The 18,172-nt window shown below is 65.2% G+C and carries 16 protein-coding genes; 3 read left to right on the top strand and 13 right to left on the bottom strand.

All coding sequences use genetic code 11. The features are described from left to right. Positions 1–5 precede the first annotated feature (5 nt). On the top strand, positions 6–821 hold the full coding sequence (locus IRZ77_RS09610; RefSeq protein ID WP_108480518.1) for a sugar phosphate isomerase/epimerase family protein: 816 nt from the start codon (positions 6–8) through the stop codon (positions 819–821). 301 nt (positions 822–1,122) lie between these two features. On the opposite strand, the gene IRZ77_RS09605 is transcribed toward IRZ77_RS09610, so the two are convergent. The 5 genes from IRZ77_RS09605 to IRZ77_RS09585 form a co-directional block, all read right to left on the bottom strand. Further along, a complete protein-coding gene (locus tag IRZ77_RS09605) occupies positions 1,123–2,412 on the bottom strand; it encodes an MFS transporter (RefSeq protein ID WP_408003933.1) in 1,290 nt (429 codons plus the stop codon). 226 nt (positions 2,413–2,638) lie between these two features. Further along, entirely contained in the window at positions 2,639–4,318 is a 1,680-nt protein-coding gene (locus IRZ77_RS09600) for an FAD-dependent oxidoreductase (protein WP_108480517.1), read from the bottom strand. A gap of 34 nt (positions 4,319–4,352) precedes the next feature. After that, the gene (locus IRZ77_RS09595) at positions 4,353–4,673 is read right to left on the bottom strand and encodes an NIPSNAP family protein (protein ID WP_046613952.1); all 321 of its coding nucleotides are present in this window, start codon (positions 4,671–4,673) and stop codon (positions 4,353–4,355) included. Continuing rightward, complete coding sequence (locus tag IRZ77_RS09590; protein WP_196173411.1) at positions 4,658–6,391, bottom strand: FAD-dependent oxidoreductase; 1,734 nt, start codon at positions 6,389–6,391, stop codon at positions 4,658–4,660. Before IRZ77_RS09590 ends, IRZ77_RS09595 begins: the two co-directional genes overlap by 16 nt. Before the next feature lie 4 nt (positions 6,392–6,395). Further along, on the bottom strand, positions 6,396–7,205 hold the full coding sequence (locus IRZ77_RS09585) for a shikimate dehydrogenase family protein (RefSeq protein ID WP_046613950.1): 810 nt from the start codon (positions 7,203–7,205) through the stop codon (positions 6,396–6,398). A gap of 155 nt (positions 7,206–7,360) precedes the next feature. On the opposite strand from IRZ77_RS09585, the gene IRZ77_RS09580 reads away from it, so the two are divergent. Then, positions 7,361–8,131: an IclR family transcriptional regulator domain-containing protein gene (locus IRZ77_RS09580; RefSeq protein WP_196173409.1), complete on the top strand. Its 771-nt coding sequence runs from the start codon at positions 7,361–7,363 to the stop codon at positions 8,129–8,131. Between the two features lie 211 nt (positions 8,132–8,342). Here IRZ77_RS09580 and IRZ77_RS09575 read toward each other — a convergent pair whose 3' ends face one another. From IRZ77_RS09575 to IRZ77_RS09545, 7 genes are read right to left on the bottom strand one after another with little or no spacing between them, the layout of a single operon-like run. Beyond that, a complete protein-coding gene (locus tag IRZ77_RS09575; RefSeq protein ID WP_196173407.1) occupies positions 8,343–9,386 on the bottom strand; it encodes an ABC transporter substrate-binding protein in 1,044 nt (347 codons plus the stop codon). Next, on the bottom strand, positions 9,383–10,516 hold the full coding sequence (locus IRZ77_RS09570) for an NAD(P)/FAD-dependent oxidoreductase (protein ID WP_196173405.1): 1,134 nt from the start codon (positions 10,514–10,516) through the stop codon (positions 9,383–9,385). Before IRZ77_RS09570 ends, IRZ77_RS09575 begins: the two co-directional genes overlap by 4 nt. Continuing rightward, the gene (locus IRZ77_RS09565) at positions 10,513–11,871 is read right to left on the bottom strand and encodes an FAD/NAD(P)-dependent oxidoreductase (RefSeq protein ID WP_196173402.1); all 1,359 of its coding nucleotides are present in this window, start codon (positions 11,869–11,871) and stop codon (positions 10,513–10,515) included. Before IRZ77_RS09565 ends, IRZ77_RS09570 begins: the two co-directional genes overlap by 4 nt. Further along, a complete protein-coding gene (locus IRZ77_RS09560; protein ID WP_024086802.1) occupies positions 11,868–12,158 on the bottom strand; it encodes a (2Fe-2S)-binding protein in 291 nt (96 codons plus the stop codon). Before IRZ77_RS09560 ends, IRZ77_RS09565 begins: the two co-directional genes overlap by 4 nt. Positions 12,159–12,172: 14 nt before the next feature. Next, entirely contained in the window at positions 12,173–12,967 is a 795-nt protein-coding gene (locus IRZ77_RS09555; protein WP_025339622.1) for an ABC transporter permease, read from the bottom strand. 4 nt (positions 12,968–12,971) lie between these two features. Continuing rightward, positions 12,972–13,841 (bottom strand): ABC transporter permease, encoded by an 870-nt coding sequence (locus IRZ77_RS09550; RefSeq protein ID WP_046613946.1) that lies wholly within the window; start codon positions 13,839–13,841, stop codon positions 12,972–12,974. Continuing rightward, positions 13,838–14,857, bottom strand: coding sequence for an ABC transporter ATP-binding protein (locus tag IRZ77_RS09545; RefSeq protein ID WP_085601379.1), 1,020 nt, complete (start codon positions 14,855–14,857; stop codon positions 13,838–13,840). The genes IRZ77_RS09550 and IRZ77_RS09545 overlap by 4 nt, the downstream gene beginning before the upstream one ends. A gap of 249 nt (positions 14,858–15,106) precedes the next feature. On the opposite strand from IRZ77_RS09545, the gene IRZ77_RS09540 reads away from it, so the two are divergent. Then, positions 15,107–15,934, top strand: coding sequence for an IclR family transcriptional regulator (locus IRZ77_RS09540; protein WP_039613319.1), 828 nt, complete (start codon positions 15,107–15,109; stop codon positions 15,932–15,934). Positions 15,935–16,037: 103 nt separating this feature from the next. Here the strand turns inward: IRZ77_RS09540 and IRZ77_RS09535 are convergent, their stop codons facing one another. Next, the gene (locus IRZ77_RS09535; protein ID WP_196173400.1) at positions 16,038–17,891 is read right to left on the bottom strand and encodes an ABC transporter ATP-binding protein; all 1,854 of its coding nucleotides are present in this window, start codon (positions 17,889–17,891) and stop codon (positions 16,038–16,040) included. Positions 17,892–18,172 lie beyond the last annotated feature (281 nt).

The raw sequence follows: 18,172 nt of genomic DNA, 5'->3' as shown, positions 1-18,172 counted from the left end.
CGATAATGACTGATCGAATTTTCTCCCTGGCGGCCCTGACGGTACTCGAGCTGCCACCCCCGGACATGGTCGAGGCAGCAGCCCGCGCCGGGTACAGCCACGTAGGCCTGCGCCTGGTGCCCGCCACCGAGCAGGAACAGCATTTTCCGCTGGTGGACGATGCCGGCCTGCGCCGGCAGACCCAGGCGCGCCTGCGCGACACGGGCATCAGGGTGCTCGACCTCGAAATATTGCGGCTGAAGCCGGAAACCTGTGTCGCCGATTTCGAACCGATCCTGGCAGTGGGTGCCGAGCTGGGCGGCACGGAGCTGCTGGTGGCTGGCAACGACCCGGATGAAGCGCGGCTGACCGAGCGCTTTGCTGCGTTGTGTGACCTGGCGGCGGGGTATGGCATTCATCCGCATCTGGAGTTCATGCCCTGGACTGATGTGCGTGACCTGCGCCAGGCCATGCGGGTGGTGGCCAACGCTGACCGTGCCAATGGTTGTGTGCTGGTGGATGCCTTCCACTTCAACCGCTCCGGCTCTTCGCTGGGCGATCTGGCGCAGCTGGCGCCGCAGCGCATGCGCTATGCCCAGCTGTGCGACGTTGCCGGCCCGGTGCCGGCCGACATGGACGAGATCCTGCGCCAGGCACGCAACGAGCGGCGCTTCCCGGGCGAGGGCGATGCCGACCTGGTCGGCCTGCTGCGCGGCTTGCCGCCCAGTGTGCCGTTGAGCCTGGAGATCCCCACGCGGCAGTTGCTGGAACAGGGCGTAAGCGGCGAACAGCGTGCGCGCATGGCGCTGGAGAAGGCCATGGCAGTGTTGGCCAGAGTCTGATTTATAGAATGCGGCGCATGGCACGGGCTACCGCCCGTGTTCGCGGGCACGCTACTCCTACAGAGCTGCACATGATTCACTGCCCTGGCAGGGGCCTTGTGGGAGCTGCAGATTTGCGGTGAGGCTGATGGCCCTATCGCCGGCAAGCCAGCTCCCACAGGTACAGCGACAACCTCGAGAACAACGCTGTACCTGTGGGAGCTGGCTTGCCGGCGATGAGGCCGGGCAGGCAAATTACTGATTGCTGACTGGCCAAAAAAAGGGCCCGCAAGGGCCCCGTAGAGGTAAGTGGCTAGCGCGTTCAGGCGCTCTCGATCTTGCGCGGCGCCATGAAGTACATCCACACCAGCGCCAGGAAGTACATCGCCGGGATCATGGTGAACAACACGGCATAGTTGTTGTTGGTAGCGGTCAGCACGCTACCGACAATCTGCGTCATGAACATCCCGCCAATCGCAGCGCACATGCTGCCGAAACCGAACACCGTGCTCACCAGGTGCTTGGGCGTGTAGTCCATCACCAGGCTCCAGATATTCGCCGTCCATGCCTGGTGTGCGCCCACCGCCAGCGAGATGGCCGCCACCGCGACCCACAGGCCACTGGCGTTGGCGGCAAAGATGACGCTGACCATGGTGCAGGCGAAGATCAGCATCGACACCAGCCGCGCCGTGGTAGCGCGCACGCCACGGCCGATGAGCCAGGACGACAGGATGCCGCCGCCAATGCTGCCGAAGTCTGCCGTCAGCCAGATGATGATCAGCGGGATACCCATCTGGGTCACGTTGATGCCCAGGCTGTACTGCTGGTTGAGGAACGGTGGCAGCCAGTACAAATAGAACCAGAACACCGGTGCGGTAATCGCGTAAGCCACCGCGAACGCCCAGGTGCCACGCAGGCGCAGGATGTGGCTGAACGGCACGCGGGTCGGCTCGGGCTCGTCATCCTGCTGGATGTACTCCACCTCGCTCTGGCGCACGCGCGGGTGATCTTCAGGGTTGTAGTACTTCAGCACCCACAGCACCACCCACACCAGGCCCAGGCTGCCCATGGCGATGAACGCGGCCTGCCAGCCCCACACAGCCAGAATCAGCGGCAGCAGGGCGGGGGTGACCATGGCACCGACGTTGGTGCCGGCGTTGAACAGGCCGGTAGCGATGGCTCGTTCGCCAGCCGGGAACCACAGGCGCACGGTCTTCACGCAGGCCGGGTAGTTGGCGGCCTCGGTCAGGCCGAGGATGAAGCGGCAGACCATGAAGCCAGCCGCCGAGGTGGCCAGGCCGTGAGCGCCGGTGGCCAGGCTCCACAGCAGCACGGCGAAGAAGAACGCGCGTTTTACCCCGACCTTGTCGATCAGCCGGCCTTGCAGCAGGAAGCCGACCGCGTAGCCGACCTGGAACCAGAAGTTGATGTTGGCGTAGTCCATGGCCGTCCAGCCCATTTCCTTGGCCAGGACGGGCTGCATGATGCCGAGCGCGGCACGGTCGATGTAGTTCAGGGTGGTGGCGAAGAACACCAGGGCGAGCATGCCCCAACGGGTCTTGCCGACGCCGAAGGCGCCGCGAAGCTTGTCGCCGATCGAACCCTGGTGCATCCGGGGGGCGGCGGGGGTGATCTTGGAGTGGTTCATAGACTGCTCGTTTCTTGAAATTGTATTAGCTGCGGTGCTACAGGTGCGTGACCAAGTCCCAGGCAGGGGGCACGCAAGGCCGGTGCATGGTGAGCAGTGGAGGCGGCAGCGTCAATTCGAGGTAGGGGCTAGTGTTCGGTTACCGAACGTTTGCGTTGGGCCTGCGGGCGAAGCAAGGGGCAACGTAAACTCAGGTGGTCAAGGTACTCAACGCTCTTGCGGCCAGATAACCGAATGTCATCCCCGGCCCCAAGGTAATACCGCCACTCGGGTAATGCCCGCCCATCACACTGTCCATGTCGTTGCCCACCGCATGCAACCCGGGGATCGGCCGCGCATGGCGGTCCAGTACCCGGGCCGAGGCATCCGTGCCCAGGCCGGCGAAGGTACCCAGGCTGCCCGGCAACAGTTTCACTGCGTGGAACGGACCGTGCAGCAGTGGCCGCAGCGATGGATTGGGGGCTTGCAGCGGCTCGCCTTGGGCACGGTTGTAGGCCGATACACCACGCCGGAAAACCGGATCTTCACCCTGGGCTGCATGGCGGTTGAAACCGTTCACCGTGCGCTGCAACTGCGCGGCGTCGATCCCGCAGCGCTGCGCCAGTTCCTCCAGCGTGCGACCGCTGTGCAGGTAACCGCAGCGTTGATAGTGGCGGGTGGGGAAAGGGAAGGGCTTGGCCCAGCCGATACCATAGCGACGTTGCGCGGCATGGTCGCAGATCAGCCATGCTTCCGGCGCTTCCCCCTGCGGGGTGGCGGCGAACAGCGCGTTCATGAAGTCGTGGTAGCAATCTGCCTCGTTGACGAAGCGCCGGCCATCGCGGCGCACGGCGATGAAACCGGGCTTGGCACGATCGATCAAGTGCGGGAAATGGCCGAAACTGCCATCGCTGCGCGGCACCCGCGACACAGGTGCCCAGGCACCCGCATGGGGCGCAGTCACCTGGACCAGGCCACCGGCCTGTTCGCCCAGGCGCAGGCCGTCACCGCTGTTTTCCCTGGGGGCTGCGGAGTAATGCTGGGTACCTTCCGGCGCATGCGGCATCAGTTGCGCGATGCGCTGGCGATCATGCGCAAAGCCACCGCAGGCCAAAACCACACCGCGGCGGGCGTTGATCATCTGGCCATCGGCAAACTGTGCGCCGCTGACCCGGCCATCGCCCAGCAGGCGACTGGCCGGCTTGTCGGTCAGGAGCGTCACGCCAAGGTCCAGGGCGCTGCGCAGCAGCCGTGCCACCAGGGCATTGCCATTGACCAGGTGCAGGCCGCGCCGGTGCAGCAGCAGGTCGCGACCATGGCGCAGCAGGCGTTTGCCCACATGCAGCGCGGCCGCGGGCGAGCGCGTGGCGTTGAAGAAGGCGGCCATGTCGGCGCCGCCGGCAATGCCCATGCCGGCCAGGCTGACGATGTCCAGCGGTGGGCGCAGCTTGTGCAGCCAGGGCCCGAGCAGGCGCCCGTCGTATGGCAGCGCACACAGCGATCGGCCACCGCGCGCGCTGCCGTCGCCTTCGCGCATGTCGGGCATGCGGCTGCCGCACTGGAACTGTACGGCGGTATGTTGCTGGAAGAACGCCACCATCTCCGGGCCATGGTGCAGGAAGGCGCGCTGGCGCGGGTCCAGTTCGCTGACGTGGGTTTGCTCACGCAGGTAGCGCTCCGGGGCATCGTCGGTCTCGACGATGCCTTCGGCAATGGCCAGCGGGTTGCGCGGTATCCACAGCCAGCCCCCCGACCAGGCGCTGGTGCCGCCCAACTGGCTGGCTTTTTCCGCGACGATCACCTGCAGGCCGTGATGGGCGGCAGTAACGGCGGCAGCCAGGCCAGAGGCGCCGGAGCCGATGACGAGTACGTCACATTCGAGGGGTTGCATGTTGGGGTCCGCTCAGGCGTAGGAGGAAGAGGTTTTACTGCAGCGGCGAAAAACCGGTGGGCCGCAGCAGGCGTGACTGCAAGTGCAACACCGCGCCCAACTCGCGGTTGCGCCTTGAAAACTCTGCCCAACGCGGGTCCGCTGCCATGGCTGCGCGGCGTGCCATGCGTTCGTCGAGGCTGGCATAGCCCCAGACATGCACCACCTGGTTGACTTCGCCGAACTCGCTGGTGAAAAAGCCGACCAGGTTACCCAGGTGCTCGCGTTGCACCTCCAGCGCGTGGCTTTGGTACAGGCTCAGCCAGTCGGCCATTTTCAGTGGGTCGAGGGTGTAGGTTCTCAGTTCGTAGTACATGCTGGAGTCTCCATGTGGGTGGTTGGCGCCTGCAGGCGCGCGGCGATGTGGTTGGCAGCGAGCCAGCCGAAGGTGAGGGCAGGGCCCAGGGTGATACCGGGGCCAGGGTAGGTGCCTTTCATCAGTGAGTTCATGTCGTTGCCGACTGCATACAGCCCGGCAATCGGCTGGCCATCGCGGTTCAGCACGTTGGCTTGAGCGTTGGTCACCAGCCCGCAGGCCGAACCGAGGTCGCCGGTGTGGATGCGGATGGCGTAGAACGGGCCGCTGGTCAGCGGCGCGAGGCATGGGTTGGGCATGTGTTGTGGGTCGCCCATGTAGCGGTTGTAGCTGTTGCCGCCTTTGCCGAACGCGCGGTCGATGCCGTTGCGTGCGTCGGCGTTGAACTGCTCCAGGGTCTGCATGAACACCTGTGGGTCGACGCCAATGGCCTTGGCCAGGGCCTGCGCTGTTGCGGCGCGGTACAGGTAGCCGGCGTCGATCAATGCCTGGTTGTCCACCGGCTTTGGCCGCGCCAGGCCCAGGCCGTAGCGGTTCATCGCCTCGGCGTCGCAGACCAGCCAGCAGCTGGCGATGCCTTTGGCGAACATGGTCTGCACGAAGTGGTGGTAGGAATCGGATTCGTTGACGAAGCGTCGCCCGTCCGGGCTCACCGCGATCACGCCTGGTTTGGCGCGGTCGGTGACCAGGTGCGGGAAGCGTTCATGCTCGCCACTGGCATGCCGCAATTCGGAAACCGGTGCCCAGAAGAAGTTGGCCACCAGGCCTTCGCCCTGGGCCGCGGCCACGGCTTGGCCAAGGCGCAGGGCAGCGCCGTCATTGGTGGGCGGTGACATGGTCAGGTGCGGCGCTTGCCGGGCCGGCCGGTAGCTGTCGGCGAGCGCGCCTGCAGCGAACCCGCCCATGGCGCACACCACTCCGCCCCGCGCCAGCACCCGCTCACGGCGCCCTTCGCGTTGCACCACCACGCCGGTGACCACGCCGCGTTCGACGATCAGTTCCAGGGCTTCGCTGCGTAACCACAGCTGCGTGCCATGGGCGAAGGCGCTGCTGGCCAGGCGGGCGATCAAGGCGTTGCCGGTGGTAAGCCGCGTGCCGCGCGGGTGGCTCAGGCGGTCCCGCGCATAACGCGCCATCAGCTTCAGGCAATGCCACAGCGACCGGGGCGAGCGGCGGATACTGAGAAAATGCTGGATATCCACGCGGTTGACCATCATGCCGCCAAACAGCAGCATGCCGGGCGGCGGCATCTTCAGGTTCTTGAAGTGCTGCCCGAGCTGCTTGCCGTCGTACTCGACCATTTCCAGCGCCCGGCCAAACTGGGTGGCACCCGGGGCGTCCGGATAATAGTCCGGCGAGTGCGGGCGCAGGGCATAGCGCAGTTCGGTGTTCTGCTCCAGCCAGCGCAGCGCCTGGTGGCCATGCTCGATGAAGGCGTCGGCCAGGGCGGGATCGTAGCCGTCGCCGATGACCTGCCTGAGGTAGGTGCGGATGGCCTCGGAGGAGTCCACCGCACCGGCGGCGCGGGCTTGATCGGTACCGTAGAGCCACACCGCCCCGCCGGAAATTGCCGAGGTGCCGCCAAAGTGTTCGGCCTTTTCCACCACCAGCACTTTCAGCCCATGGCGCGCGGCCGTGGCGGCAGCGGTAAAGCCACCGGCGCCACTGCCCAGCACGACCAGGTCAAAGTTGTGTTGCGCATGTTCATGCGTCGGCATGGCTTCAGATCTCCAGCGGCGTGACGCCCATGAAGGCGCCCAGGTGCCCGAGTTGGGCGAAGGCCATTTCCGGGCCGGTCTGGACTGTGCAGCCAACCTGGCGTGCCCGGTTGAGCAGCGGGGTGATCTCGGGCGAGGTGACCACGTCGGCGACCAGGGTTTCGGGCTGCAAGGTGGCGAGCAGGGCGGCAGGCAGCGGCAGCTCCGCGCTACCGCCCATGCCGACAGGGGAGGCGTTGACCAGCAGGTCGAAGCCTTCCAGCCCGTCGACCCGGGTGGCGAGTTCGACCTTGGGGAAGGCATTGCCGAGCAGCTCGCAAACAGCGCCCACGCGTGCGGTGCTGGGGTCGCTGAGGGTGACGCTGGCGATGCCGGCCTCGCCCAGTGCATAGGCAATGGCACTGCCGACCCCGCCACAACCGATCACCAGTGCCCGCTTGCCTGCCGGCTCGAAACCATGTTTGCGCGCAGCACCGAGGAAGCCGGCGCCGTCCACGTTGTCGCCCAGCAGGCGACCGTCACGCTCACGGCGAATCACATTGACCGAGCCCAGCGCGGCTGCACGTTCGCTCAGGCCATCAAGGCGGCTGGCCAGGGCCTGCTTGTATGGCACGGTGACCACGCACCCACGCAGGTTCTGCCAGCCGCGCAGGGTACCGGCGAAGGTATCCAGTGCAGCCTCATGCAGGTCGATGGGCAGCATGGCCAGGTTGCAGTTGTTGTTGGCGAACCAGGTGTTGAAGTTGTCCGGGGACTTCACCTGGGCAATGGGCGAACCGACGATGGCGACCAGTTCAGTGGAACCACGAATCATGCTGACCTCCTTATTGGCGTTGTTATGGAGGCCAAGGGTGAGGCAAGGGGGTCGTTGGCAACAATGCGCTGATCGGGCGTTTAATGCGATAATCGCATCCTTGATCCGGTTATCGCGGTAATCGGCTGTTTTTGCCCTGCTTGCGAGTCGAATAGATGAACACCCCCGCTATCCATCCTCGTGACTTGATCGCCGGCTTGCAGAAAGGCCTGGCGCTCATGCAGCTGTTCAGCGCCGAGCAGCCGCGCCTGAGCGTGCCGCAGGCGGCCAGGCTGTCCGGCCTTACCCCCAGTGCCGCGCGGCGGTTTCTGTTGACCTTGGTGCACGAAGGGTTTGCCGAAACCGACAGCCGTGAGTACTGGCTTACGCCCAAGGCGCTGCGCCTCGGCCAGGCGTATGTGGACTCGGCGCAATTGCCGCGCATGCTGCGGCCGATCGTCGAGCAGGTGGCGAGGCAGACGCAGGAGCATGTGTCGGTGGGTACCCGTGATGGTGACGAGATCATCCACCTGGTACGCAGCCGCTACAGCCATGTGGCCTCGTTGTCGATCCGGCCGGGTTCGCGGGTGCCGATGTATTGCACCGCCGGCGGGCGTGTCTGGCTGGCCTGGCTGGATGAGGGAGAACGGGATGCCTACTTATCGCGTAACCCGCTGCGGGGGTTGACGCCTTATACGCAGACGGACCGGTTGCAACTGGAGGCGGAGTTGCTGCGGGTGAGGGAGCAAGGGTTCTGTATCGTGGACCAGGAGTATGAAGTCGGCATGCGCGTGCTGGGTGTGCCACTGCTGGACCGGGCCGGCCGGCTGAAAGCGACATTGACCATCACCACCCATGCTTCGCGGTTGAGTGTGGATGAAATACGCTTGCGGTATCTGCCGACCCTGTACGAGGCGCAGGCGTTGTTGCGGCCGGTGCTGGATTGAGGTGTTAGGGTTTGGAGGCGTGTTGCCGTCTTCCCGGGAAACTGGATCTCATAGAACTGAACATGATTCATTGAGCTAGCCGGGACCCTGTGGGAGCGGCTTCAGCCGCGAACACCGGCGCAGCCGGTGCCATGCACCGCGCTGGATTCTTCGCGGCTAAAGCCGCTCCCACAGGGTAAGCAAAGGGGTGGGAGCGGCCCAGGCCATCGGCTTATCTTTCGATCTGGCGGTTCCAGCGCGCGTTCCACTCGGGGCGCTGGGTGTTGACCTGGTCCCAGTCGATGGTCACGGCGGTCTGCAGGTAGGTCTGCATGGCTTCGACCTGGCCACGGGTCTTGTCGCTGGTGGGCGTGTTGGGGTTGGACGGGATCTGGTCACCCAGCTCCAGTGCCGGCGACTGCGCCTCGGGGCTGAGCAGGAACTCGGCGAGCTTCTGCGCAAGCTCCGGCTGGTCGTTGTGGGCCGTGACGCATTCGGCCTGGTTGAGCACCACGGCACCTTCCTTGGGCGCGGCGTACTCCACCGGGATGCCTTTGAGCTTCAGCGCCGTCACCTGGGTGGGGGTGAGCGGGAACAGCGCGGCTTCGTCGGTTTGCACCATTTCCGAGAGCTTGGCCGAGTTGGGGATGTACTCCAGCACGTTCGGGCCCACGTTCTTCTGCCAGGCGGCGAAGCCCGGGTTGACGTCGGTATCGCTACCGCCGTGCAGGCGGTTGTACATCAGGAAACCATGCAGGCCGAAGGTGGACGATGCCATCGACTGGAACACCACCTTGTCCTTGAAGCGCGGGTCGGCCAGGTCGTTCCATGAGGTAGGCGCTGCCCAGCCATTGGCCTTGAACAGGCGGCTGTTGTAGGCAAGCCCGGTCACGCCCAGGCTGACTGCGGCGGCCTTGTCCTTGATCAAAGCCTTTTCCGGCAACTGGGCCAAGGTCGGGTTGGGTTTGAGCGTGCTGCACAGGCCCATGCCGATGGCGCGGTACATGATGCCGTCATCCAGCACCATCACATGGATCGACGGCTTGTTCGGCGTGGCCTGGACCTTGGCCAGGATGTCGGCCGAGGTGCCGGGAACGATCACCACCTTCACCCCGTTGGCCTGCTCGAACCTTGGCAGGATATTGTCGCTGAACAGCCGCTCCATGGTGCCGCCGTTCATGCCCAGGTACAGCGTGGGTTGGGCCATGGCGGGCAGGCAGGCGAACAGGCCGGGCACGGTGCAGAACAGGGCGAGCAAACGTTGCTTGTGCGTCATGACAGGTTTTCCTTGTAGTGGTTGGGCTGAAAGCGGTTGATGGAAAAAGCCGCCAGGCTGAGGGCCGGCGCGCCGTGCAGGATGCATTGCGCCAACGCTTCACCGGCAGCCGGGCCTATCTGGAAGCCGGCACCGGCAAAGCCGAAACCATGCAGCAGGCCAGGCTGGCGCAGGCTGGGGCCGAGCACCGGTTCGTCATCGGGCAGGTAACCCTCGGTGCCGCTCCAGGTGCGGATGGCCTGGGCGCCCGCCAGTGCCGGGTACAGCTCGGTGGCGTTGCGCAGGATGTCGAGTACTGCGGCCTGGCCCGGGCGTGCGGTGGTCGGGGTCAGGGCAAAACCGCGCCCGCCGCCCAGCACGCAGTTGCCACGCGCGACCTGGCGGGCGTAGATGCCGCCGCCTTCGACCCCGGTGCTGGCGGTCATGAACAGCGGCAGCGGCTCGGTAACCAGCATGGCCGGGTGGGCTGCGGTCAGCGGCACCGGCTCGCCGAACCGCTCGGCCAGTTGCGCCGACCAGGCGCCGGCGCAATTCAACAACCAGGGCGCCTTGAAGCCTTGGCCGCTGCTGGTGTGTACGCTGAAGCGGTAGCCGTCGTGATCCACCTCCAGCACCTTGCACTGCTCATGCACCTGGGCGCCGCTGCGCCTGGCCGCCTGGGCGAACGCCGGTGACACCAGCCGTGGGTTGGCATGGCCGTCTTCGGGGCAGTACGAGGCGCCGACGGCGATATCGCCCACCCAGGGGAAGCGCTGGCGCAGTTCGCGTCGTTCAAGCAGTTGCAGGCGCAGGTCAAAAGCCTGGTTACGCTGGGCATAGGCCTTCAAGGCATCGAAGTCGGTTTCGCTGCGTGCCAGCTTAAGGTGGCCGCTGCGGGCGTATTCGCCATCGATGCCGATCCACTCGCGCAGATTCCCCCAGATGGCATGGGCGCGCATCGACAATGGCAGCTGCGCCAACGAGCGGCCCTGACGGCGCACACCGCCGTAGTTGACCCCGCTGGAATGCGAGCCGCAGAAGTCGCGTTCCAGCAATGCCACTTGCCGACCAGCGCGGGCCAGGGTCAAGGCAGCGCTGCTGCCGACGATGCCGCCGCCGACGATGATGGCATCCACTTCGATCAGCTTCATGGTTTTATCTCCAGGCCAAAGGGCAGGGGCTTGACCGGAGCCTGGCCACGCAGGCGCCCGACCTGATCAATGGCCCGACCGCTTTCGCAGGCGATCAACTCGGCGGCAGCAGCACCGCACACGCGGCCCTGGCAGCGGCCCATGCCGACTCGGCACATGGCTTTGACCCGGTTGATTTCCCAGTGCCCGGCACGCACGGTGGCGCGGATTTCCCCGGCGCTGATCTGCTCGCAGCGGCACACGGTGAGCTGGTCCGGGGCTTGCCGTGCCCACTGCTCGGGAAACGGAAAGGCCTGCTCCAGCCCCTGGCGGAAGCGCTGCAGGGTGGCCAGGCGCCTTTCCAGTTGCTGCCGGCGCTGCGGGTTGCCGGGCTTGCCGAGGTCGGCCAGCAGTGTCAGGGCGGCCAGTTCACCGCTCATCTCGGCACCGTCGGCACCGAGGATGCCGGCACCGTCGCCTGCCAGGTATACGCCGGGGCTGCTGGCCCGGCCCTGGGCATCACGTACCGGTAGCCAGGCGCGGTTGAGCGCGCTCCAGGCGAACTGGCAACCCAGCAGGTCGGCCAGTTGGGTTTCACTGCGCAGGGCGTGGGCGAATGCCATGGCGTCGCACGGCAGGTCGTGTTGCTGGCCATTGCTCAACCAGCGCACACCGCTGGCGCGTTGCTCGCCGTCGATACCCAGCAGGGTCACGCCCTGGTGCACGGGCACACCCTTGCGGGCCAGCCAGGCTCGGTAGTACAGGCCCTTGGCAAAGGTGCCCGGTTGCAGAAGCAGGCGTGGCAGGGCACGCACCTGGGCGCTGAACGGTGAGGTGTCGAGCACCGCGCTGACCCTGGCACCGGCCTTGGCATACTGGTAGGCCACCAGGTACAGCAGCGGCCCGCTGCCGGCCAGCACCACCCGTTCACCGATCGCGCAGCCCTGGAACTTCAGGGCGATTTGCGCAGCGCCCAAGGTATAGACCCCAGGCAGGGTCCAACCGGGTATCGGCAACACCCGGTCGGTGGCACCGGTGGCGACGATCACCCGGTCGAACGCCAGGCGGTCGGCCAGGTGGCCCTGTTGCAAGGTGTCCAGCACTTGGTTCTCGGCGTTCCAAACGAGGGTGTCCGGGCGGTAGTCGACCTGCCCGCGCAGTTGCTCGAGGGTGTTGTGCAGGGCTTGGGCCTTGCCGGCCTCGAAGCCGTACAAGGCTTTGGCCGAGCGGCGAAAATTGGCCGGCTGCTGGCGGTAGATCTGCCCGCCGCCGCGGCTGGCCTCGTCCAGCAGCACCGGGCGCAGGCCGTGGGCTACGAGGGTTTGCGCGGCGCGGATGCCGGCCGGGCCGGCGCCGATGATCACGATCGCACTCATGGCTGGCGCCCCGGGTCGCGGGTCACGCACTGGCCCGGTTCCAGAAAGGTCGAGCAGGCGCGTACCCGGCGGCCATCCTGCAGGCGTACCCAGCAGTCCTGGCAGGCGCCCATCAGGCAGAAGCCGGCGCGTGGTTCGGCGTTGAAGTCGCTGCCGCGCAGGTGCCCGGCATTGGTCAGGATGGCAGTCAGCAGGGTATCGCCGCTCATGCCTTTGGCCGGTTGGCCGTCGAGCAGGAAAGGCACAGGCTCGCGGTCGTGTTCGGCCACGCGCTTGAACAGGGGCATGGGAGCGTTCCTTGTCATTGCTTGCCCACCAGCACGCGGTCCAGGCCATATACGCGGTCCAGGGCGACCATGGTCAGGGCGGTGACGGCGATCACCAGCGCCGAGACGGCGGCCATCATCGGGTCGATGGATTCGGTGGCGTATACGTACATGCGCACTGGCAGGGTCTGGGTGGCAGGCGAGGTGACGAAGATCGACAGGGTCACTTCGTCGAAGCTGTTGATGAAGGCCAGCAGCCAGCCGCCGGCTACACCGGGCAGGATCATCGGCAGGGTGACCTTGCAGAACAGCGTGACCCGGCCAGCGCCCAGGCTTTGCGCAGCCTGCTCGGCACTGCGATCGATTCCGATGGCTGCAGCCAGTACCAGGCGTAGCACGTAGGGGGTAATCACCACGACATGGGCGAACACCAGCCAGGCGAAGCTGCCATTGACCCCCAGCAGGGCGAACAGCCGCAGCAAGGCCACACCCAGCACCAGGTGGGGGATGATGATCGGCGATAGCAGCAGGCCGTTGAGAAAGCCTTGGCCGGGGAAGCTGTAGCGGGTGATCGCCAGGCCCGCCGGCACGGCGATCAGAGTGGCCAGCGAGGCAGCCAGGGCCGCGAGTTTCAGGCTGTTGTAGAACGCATCGAGGAAATCGGCACGCTCGAACACGGCGCTGAACCAGCGCAGCGAGAAGCCGGCAGTGGGCAGGCTCAGGGTGTTTTCCGGGGTGAATGCCACCAGGCACACCACCACCAGCGGGGCGAGCATGAACAGCATCACCAGGGCGTGAAAGGACAGGGCCAGCGGGCCGTTACGGGTCATCGGTTCAGACTCCAAGTGCGCGTTTGTAGCGGCGTTCGACCAATCGGTTCCAGCTGAGCATCACCAGCAGGTTGATCAGCAGCAGGGCCACGGCGATGGTTGCACCCATCGGCCAGTTCAGTTCGGCCAGGTACTGGTCGTAGATCATGGTGGCGACCATCTTCAGGCGGCGACCGCCCAGCAGGCCTGGGATGGCGAACGAGCTGGCGGCCAGGCCGAACACGATCAGCGTCCCCGACAGCACGCCGGGCATGATCTGTGGCAGCACGATGCGGCGGAACACCGTCCACTGGCTGGCACCCAGCGAGAGCGCAGCCTGCTCGGCAGCCGGGTCGAGTTTTTGCAGCGAGGTCCACACCGGGATGATCATGAACGGCAGCATCACGTGGACCAGGCCGATGATCACTGCAAACGGCGTATACAGCAGCTTCACCGGCTGCCCGCCGAGAGCAGTGATGCCCTGGTTGACCAGGCCGTCGGCGCCTAGCAGCAGGCTCCAGCCGAAAGCTCGCACCACCACCGAAATCAGCAGCGGGGTCAGCACCAGGATCAGGAAGATCGAGCGCCACGGCGCGCCCATGCGGCTGAGCACCAAGGCCTCGGGGATGCCGATCAGTACGCAAAGCAGGGTGACCAGGGCACTGATCCAGAAGGTGCGGAAGAAGATCTCGTAGTAGTAGGTGTCGGTCACCAGGCTCAGGTAATGGCCGAAGGTGTACTGGCCGGCCTGGATGCCGCTGCTGTAGTCGAACGCGTTGAACGACAGCAGCACGGTCAGCCCCAATGGCACCACCAGCAAGGCCAGGAACAACAGCAGCGCCGGGCTGCTCAAGCCATAGCCCCAGGCGCTGCTGCGCAGCTTTGCCGCGCTCATGCCGCCACCTCGCCAGCGTTCAGCACCCGCAGCAGGGCATCGTTCCAGTCCAGGCCGACCTGTGTGCCTTCATCCAGCGGTGTGTTGCCGTCGTTGGCACGCACCACGGCCAGGTTGCCCAGGGCGGTGTCGACCCTGTACAGCCATTGGCTGCCGAGGAAGTAGCGGCAGCTGATGCGGCCTGCGAGCTTGCCGCTGCCGGCCGGGCCGAGGCTGATCTTTTCCGGGCGCAGGCTGAGGGTCAGCGGGCCCTGGGCATCCGCCTGCGGTTGCCCGCCGGGGCCGGTTACGCCGCGCAGGCGGTTGGCCTTGCCGACAAAGTCGGAAATGAAAGGCGTGCCCGGGTGTTCATACAGGCGGTAGGGGTCATCGACCTGGGTAATGCGCCCGGCTTCCATCACCACCACCCGGTCGCTGATCGACAGCGCCTCGGCCTGGTCGTGGGTGACCATCAAAGTGGTGATGCCGACCTCGTTCTGGATACGGCAGATCTCGAACTGCATTTCTTCACGCAGGTGGGCGTCCAGGTTGGACAGCGGTTCGTCCAGCAGCAGCACCGGCGGTTCGATCACCAGTGCACGGGCCAGGGCCACCCGTTGACGCTGGCCGCCGGAGAGTTCGCGCGGGTAGCGCTCGGCATGTTTGTCCAGGCGCACCAGCGCCAGGGCCTGGTCGACCCGGCGGGCTATGTCGGCGTTGGCCACCTTGCGCATGCGCAGGCCGAAGGCGACGTTGTCGCGCACGGTCATGTGCGGGAACAGCGCGTAGCTCTGGAACACCACGCCCAGGCCTCGGCTGGCCGGCTTGGCGTGGGTGATGTCGCGGCCGTCGAGGACAATGCGGCCGCTGGTGACCTCGACGAAGCCGGCAATCATTTGCAGGGTGGTGGTCTTGCCGCAGCCCGAAGGGCCAAGCAGGGAGACGAACTCGCCTTTCTCGATGGCCAGTGACGAGCTGGCCACTGCCTCCGTGGCGCCATAGCGCTTGCAAAGCTTGTCGATCAACAGAAAGGTCATGGCTGTGCTCCATCGCAAACGGAACCGGGGTCAACCGGCAGTTTCAGGGTGGGCAGAGCGCCAGCGGCGAAAAGCAATGCTTTTACGGACGTTGGCGCTCGCTGCTGTGGCGGCGGCCGATGTTGTGATATCGCCCTATGGACCGGAGAGTAGGGCAATGATTAGGATGGCGACAAAGGGTAATTTCACTGGGTGACAGCTATTTTGAAATTATTCCGCTGACTGGAATTTTCTAAGGTTTGACGAAAAATGGATTCCGATAAACGAAATGAGCAGGCCAAGGAAGTAGGTGTCAGTGCAGTGTCGCGTTTGTTCGCCGTGTTGCGTGCGCTGGGAGATTGCGGTGGCGAGGGCGAGAAGGTCAGCCAACTGGCGCAGCGGGTTGGCCTGGCGCAACCCACGACCCACCGCCTGCTGCGCAGCCTGATTGAAGAAGGCATGGTCGACCAGTGCGCGACCAGCAAGCGCTACCGGCTGAGCCTGGATTTTTTTGCCTTGGCGGCCAAGGCCGGGCAAGCCGGCAATCTGCGCGATGTGGTGCGCCCCAGCCTGCTGCGGCTGTCGGCCTCGCTGGGCGATTCGCTGTTCCTGCTGGCGCGCTCAGGGTTCGATGCGGTGTGCCTGGACCGCAGCGAAGGGCCATACCCGATTCGTACCTTCACCGGTGATATCGGCGGCCGTGTGGCCTTGGGGGTGGGGCAGGGCAGCCTGGCAATCCTGGCCTTTCTGCCGGAGGAGGAGCGCGACGAGGTGATCCGCTACAACCTGCCGCGGCTGAAGGATTTCCACCATTACGACGAAGTCATGTTGCGCGCCGAAATCGACAATGTGCGCAGCCTCGGTTATGCCGGGCGCAATACCGGAGTGCTCGATGGCATGGCCGGCCTGGCGGTGCCGATCCTCGATCGTAACGGCCATGCGGTGGCGGCCCTGAGCGTGGCGACCATCAGCGACCGCCTGGGGCCCAACCGCATGCCGACCGTGGTAGCGCTGCTCAAGCGCGAGGCCGCGGCGATTGGCGAGCGGGTCAACCCGTTCGACCCGGTGCTGCGCCGGCCTTCGCATGTGTTTGGTTGAGGGCCAGGATTGAGCTCAGTCCATCGTCGTGATGGAAAACTGATGGCGGTCGACGCATGGCACCGGCTTTGCCGGTGTTCGCCGGGCCCGCTCCCATACAGGCCTACTCCATCGCCTCGGCCACGCCCTGGTCCTCACCCAGGAACCCGCCGCTCTGGTGCTGCCACAACCGCGCATAAGTCCCATTCTTCGCCAGCAGTTGCGCATGGGTGCCTTGTTCGATGATGCGCCCTTCATCCATCACGATCAGCCGGTCCATGGCGGCAATCGTCGACAACCGGTGGGCGATGGCGATGACGGTCTTGCCTTGCATCATTTCATCCAGGCTCTCCTGAATGGCCACTTCCACTTCCGAGTCCAGCGCACTGGTGGCTTCGTCCAGCAGCAGGATCGGCGCGTTCTTCAGCATCACCCGGGCAATGGCGATGCGCTGGCGCTGACCACCTGACAGCTTGATGCCGCGCTCTCCCACCAAAGTGTCGTAACCGGTGTTGCCCTGGCGGTCGCTGAGCTGGCTGATGAAACCATCGGCCTGGGCATTGGCCGCAGCGGCGCGGATCTGCGCTTCGGTGGCATCGGGGCGGCCATAGGCGATGTTGTCGCGAATCGAGCGGTGCAGCAGCGAGGTGTCCTGAGTGACCATGCCGATGGCGCTGCGCAGGCTGTCCTGGGTGACCTTGGCCACGTTCTGCCCGTCGATGCGGATTTCCCCACGGTCCACGTCGTAGAAGCGCAGCAGCAGGTTGATCAAGGTGGACTTGCCGGCCCCGGAGCGGCCGACCAGGCCGACTTTTTCGCCCGGGCGGATGTGCAGGCTCAGGTCGTCGAGCACCTGGCGCTCGCCGTTGTAGTTGAAGCCGACCTTGTCGAAACTCACCGCGCCGCCCTTGGTTACTAGTTCGGTAGCGCCGGGCGCATCCTTCACCTTGGGGCCGCGGGTGAGGGTGGCCATGCCGTCCTGCACGGTGCCGATGTTCTCGAACAGCGAGGTTATCTCCCACATGATCCAGTGCGACATGCCGTTGATACGCAAGGCCATGGCGGTGATCGCCGCCACCGCCCCGGTGCCGACCTGGCCCTGGTGCCACAACCACAGGGCATAGCCACCGGCAGCCATGATCAGGCCCACCACCAGCGCCTGGTTGACGATTTCGAACTGGCTGACCAGACGCATCTGGCGAAAACCGGTCTGCTTGAAGTCCTCCATGGCTGCGCGCGCGAAATGCGCTTCGCGGTTGGCGTGCGAGAACAGTTTCACCGTAGTGATGTTGGTGTAGGCGTCAGAAACCCGCCCGGTCATCGATGATCGGGCGTTGGCCTGCTCCTGGCCGACCTTGCCCAGGCGCGGTACGAAATACAGCATGGCCAGGCCGAACAGCACGACCCAGGCAATGAATGGCAGCATCAGCTTCAGGGCAAAGCCACCTGCCAGGGCGATGATCGCGATGAAGTACACGCCGATCCCGGGCAGGATCTCGATGAGGGTGAACAACACATCGCGAACCGCCAGCGCCGTCTGCATCACCTTGGTGGTGACCCGGCCGGAAAACTCGTCAGAAAAGAACGACAGGCTCTGACGCAGCATCAGCCGGTGAAAGTCCCAACGCAGGCGCAGCGGCAAGTTGATCGCCAGTACCTGGTGCTGAAGCATGGTGCGCAGCGCCACCAATCCGATGCTGACCAGCAGGACGATGCCGATACCCCAGAGCACCCGGGTTTCTTCGGGGCCGATGTTACCGCCGGCCTGCCAGACCGAAAGCAGGTCCACGACCTGGCCGAGGAAGGCGAACAGCCAGGCTTCGTAGATCGATACCCCGGCACTGAGCAGCGCAAGTGCCAGGATGTAGCCGCGCGCCCCTCGGGTGCAGGCCCACATGAAGCGCAGCAGGCCAACGGGTGGCGGAGGTATCTCGTCGGGTGGGAAAGGGTCGAGCCAGCGCTCAAAGATACGAAACATGCTTGTCTCCGGAAGATCAATTCTTGCCTGGCCGGTGGCCATGACCCAGCGAAGCATTCGCTGTCGACAAGCCGGGCGTGGGCTGCAGGGCAGCCCCGGCAAGCCGACAGACCTTAACTGACTGACACTGGCCCAACGCTTGTTGTTAACAAAAGTTTGCAAATTATTACATTTCCGCTTGATTTCATTTTGCCTTACTGCTGTAGAATTGACGACTTTTAAAGATGGATGTCTTGTTTGCCGTTTTTTTGACGTGCGTCATGTGCGCTCAGCGGCAGGCA

This window comes from Pseudomonas pudica, assembly GCF_015680405.1.
Taxonomy (GTDB): Bacteria; Pseudomonadota; Gammaproteobacteria; order Pseudomonadales; family Pseudomonadaceae; genus Aquipseudomonas; species Aquipseudomonas pudica.
Note: the sequence above shows the minus strand (reverse complement) of the source record. Positions and strands in the feature narration are given on the sequence as shown.

Bases quoted from the DNA above. Each gene is read 5' to 3' on its own strand.
- IRZ77_RS09580 (WP_196173409.1), top strand. From the start codon at position 7,361: ATGAACACCCCCGCTATCCATCCTCGTGACTTGATCGCCGGCTTGCAG.
- IRZ77_RS09590 (WP_196173411.1), bottom strand. From the start codon at position 6,391: ATGCCGACGCATGAACATGCGCAACACAACTTTGACCTGGTCGTGCTG.
- IRZ77_RS09555 (WP_025339622.1), bottom strand. From the start codon at position 12,967: ATGACCCGTAACGGCCCGCTGGCCCTGTCCTTTCACGCCCTGGTGATG.
- IRZ77_RS09605 (WP_408003933.1), bottom strand. From the start codon at position 2,412: ATGCACCAGGGTTCGATCGGCGACAAGCTTCGCGGCGCCTTCGGCGTC.
- IRZ77_RS09575 (WP_196173407.1), bottom strand. From the start codon at position 9,386: ATGACGCACAAGCAACGTTTGCTCGCCCTGTTCTGCACCGTGCCCGGC.
- IRZ77_RS09600 (WP_108480517.1), bottom strand. From the start codon at position 4,318: ATGCAACCCCTCGAATGTGACGTACTCGTCATCGGCTCCGGCGCCTCT.
- IRZ77_RS09595 (WP_046613952.1), bottom strand. From the start codon at position 4,673: ATGTACTACGAACTGAGAACCTACACCCTCGACCCACTGAAAATGGCC.
- IRZ77_RS09535 (WP_196173400.1), bottom strand. From the start codon at position 17,891: ATGTTTCGTATCTTTGAGCGCTGGCTCGACCCTTTCCCACCCGACGAG.
- IRZ77_RS09545 (WP_085601379.1), bottom strand. From the start codon at position 14,857: ATGACCTTTCTGTTGATCGACAAGCTTTGCAAGCGCTATGGCGCCACG.
- IRZ77_RS09570 (WP_196173405.1), bottom strand. From the start codon at position 10,516: ATGAAGCTGATCGAAGTGGATGCCATCATCGTCGGCGGCGGCATCGTC.
- IRZ77_RS09560 (WP_024086802.1), bottom strand. From the start codon at position 12,158: ATGCCCCTGTTCAAGCGCGTGGCCGAACACGACCGCGAGCCTGTGCCT.
- IRZ77_RS09565 (WP_196173402.1), bottom strand. From the start codon at position 11,871: ATGAGTGCGATCGTGATCATCGGCGCCGGCCCGGCCGGCATCCGCGCC.
- IRZ77_RS09550 (WP_046613946.1), bottom strand. From the start codon at position 13,841: ATGAGCGCGGCAAAGCTGCGCAGCAGCGCCTGGGGCTATGGCTTGAGC.
- IRZ77_RS09610 (WP_108480518.1), top strand. From the start codon at position 6: ATGACTGATCGAATTTTCTCCCTGGCGGCCCTGACGGTACTCGAGCTG.
- IRZ77_RS09585 (WP_046613950.1), bottom strand. From the start codon at position 7,205: ATGATTCGTGGTTCCACTGAACTGGTCGCCATCGTCGGTTCGCCCATT.
- IRZ77_RS09540 (WP_039613319.1), top strand. From the start codon at position 15,107: ATGGATTCCGATAAACGAAATGAGCAGGCCAAGGAAGTAGGTGTCAGT.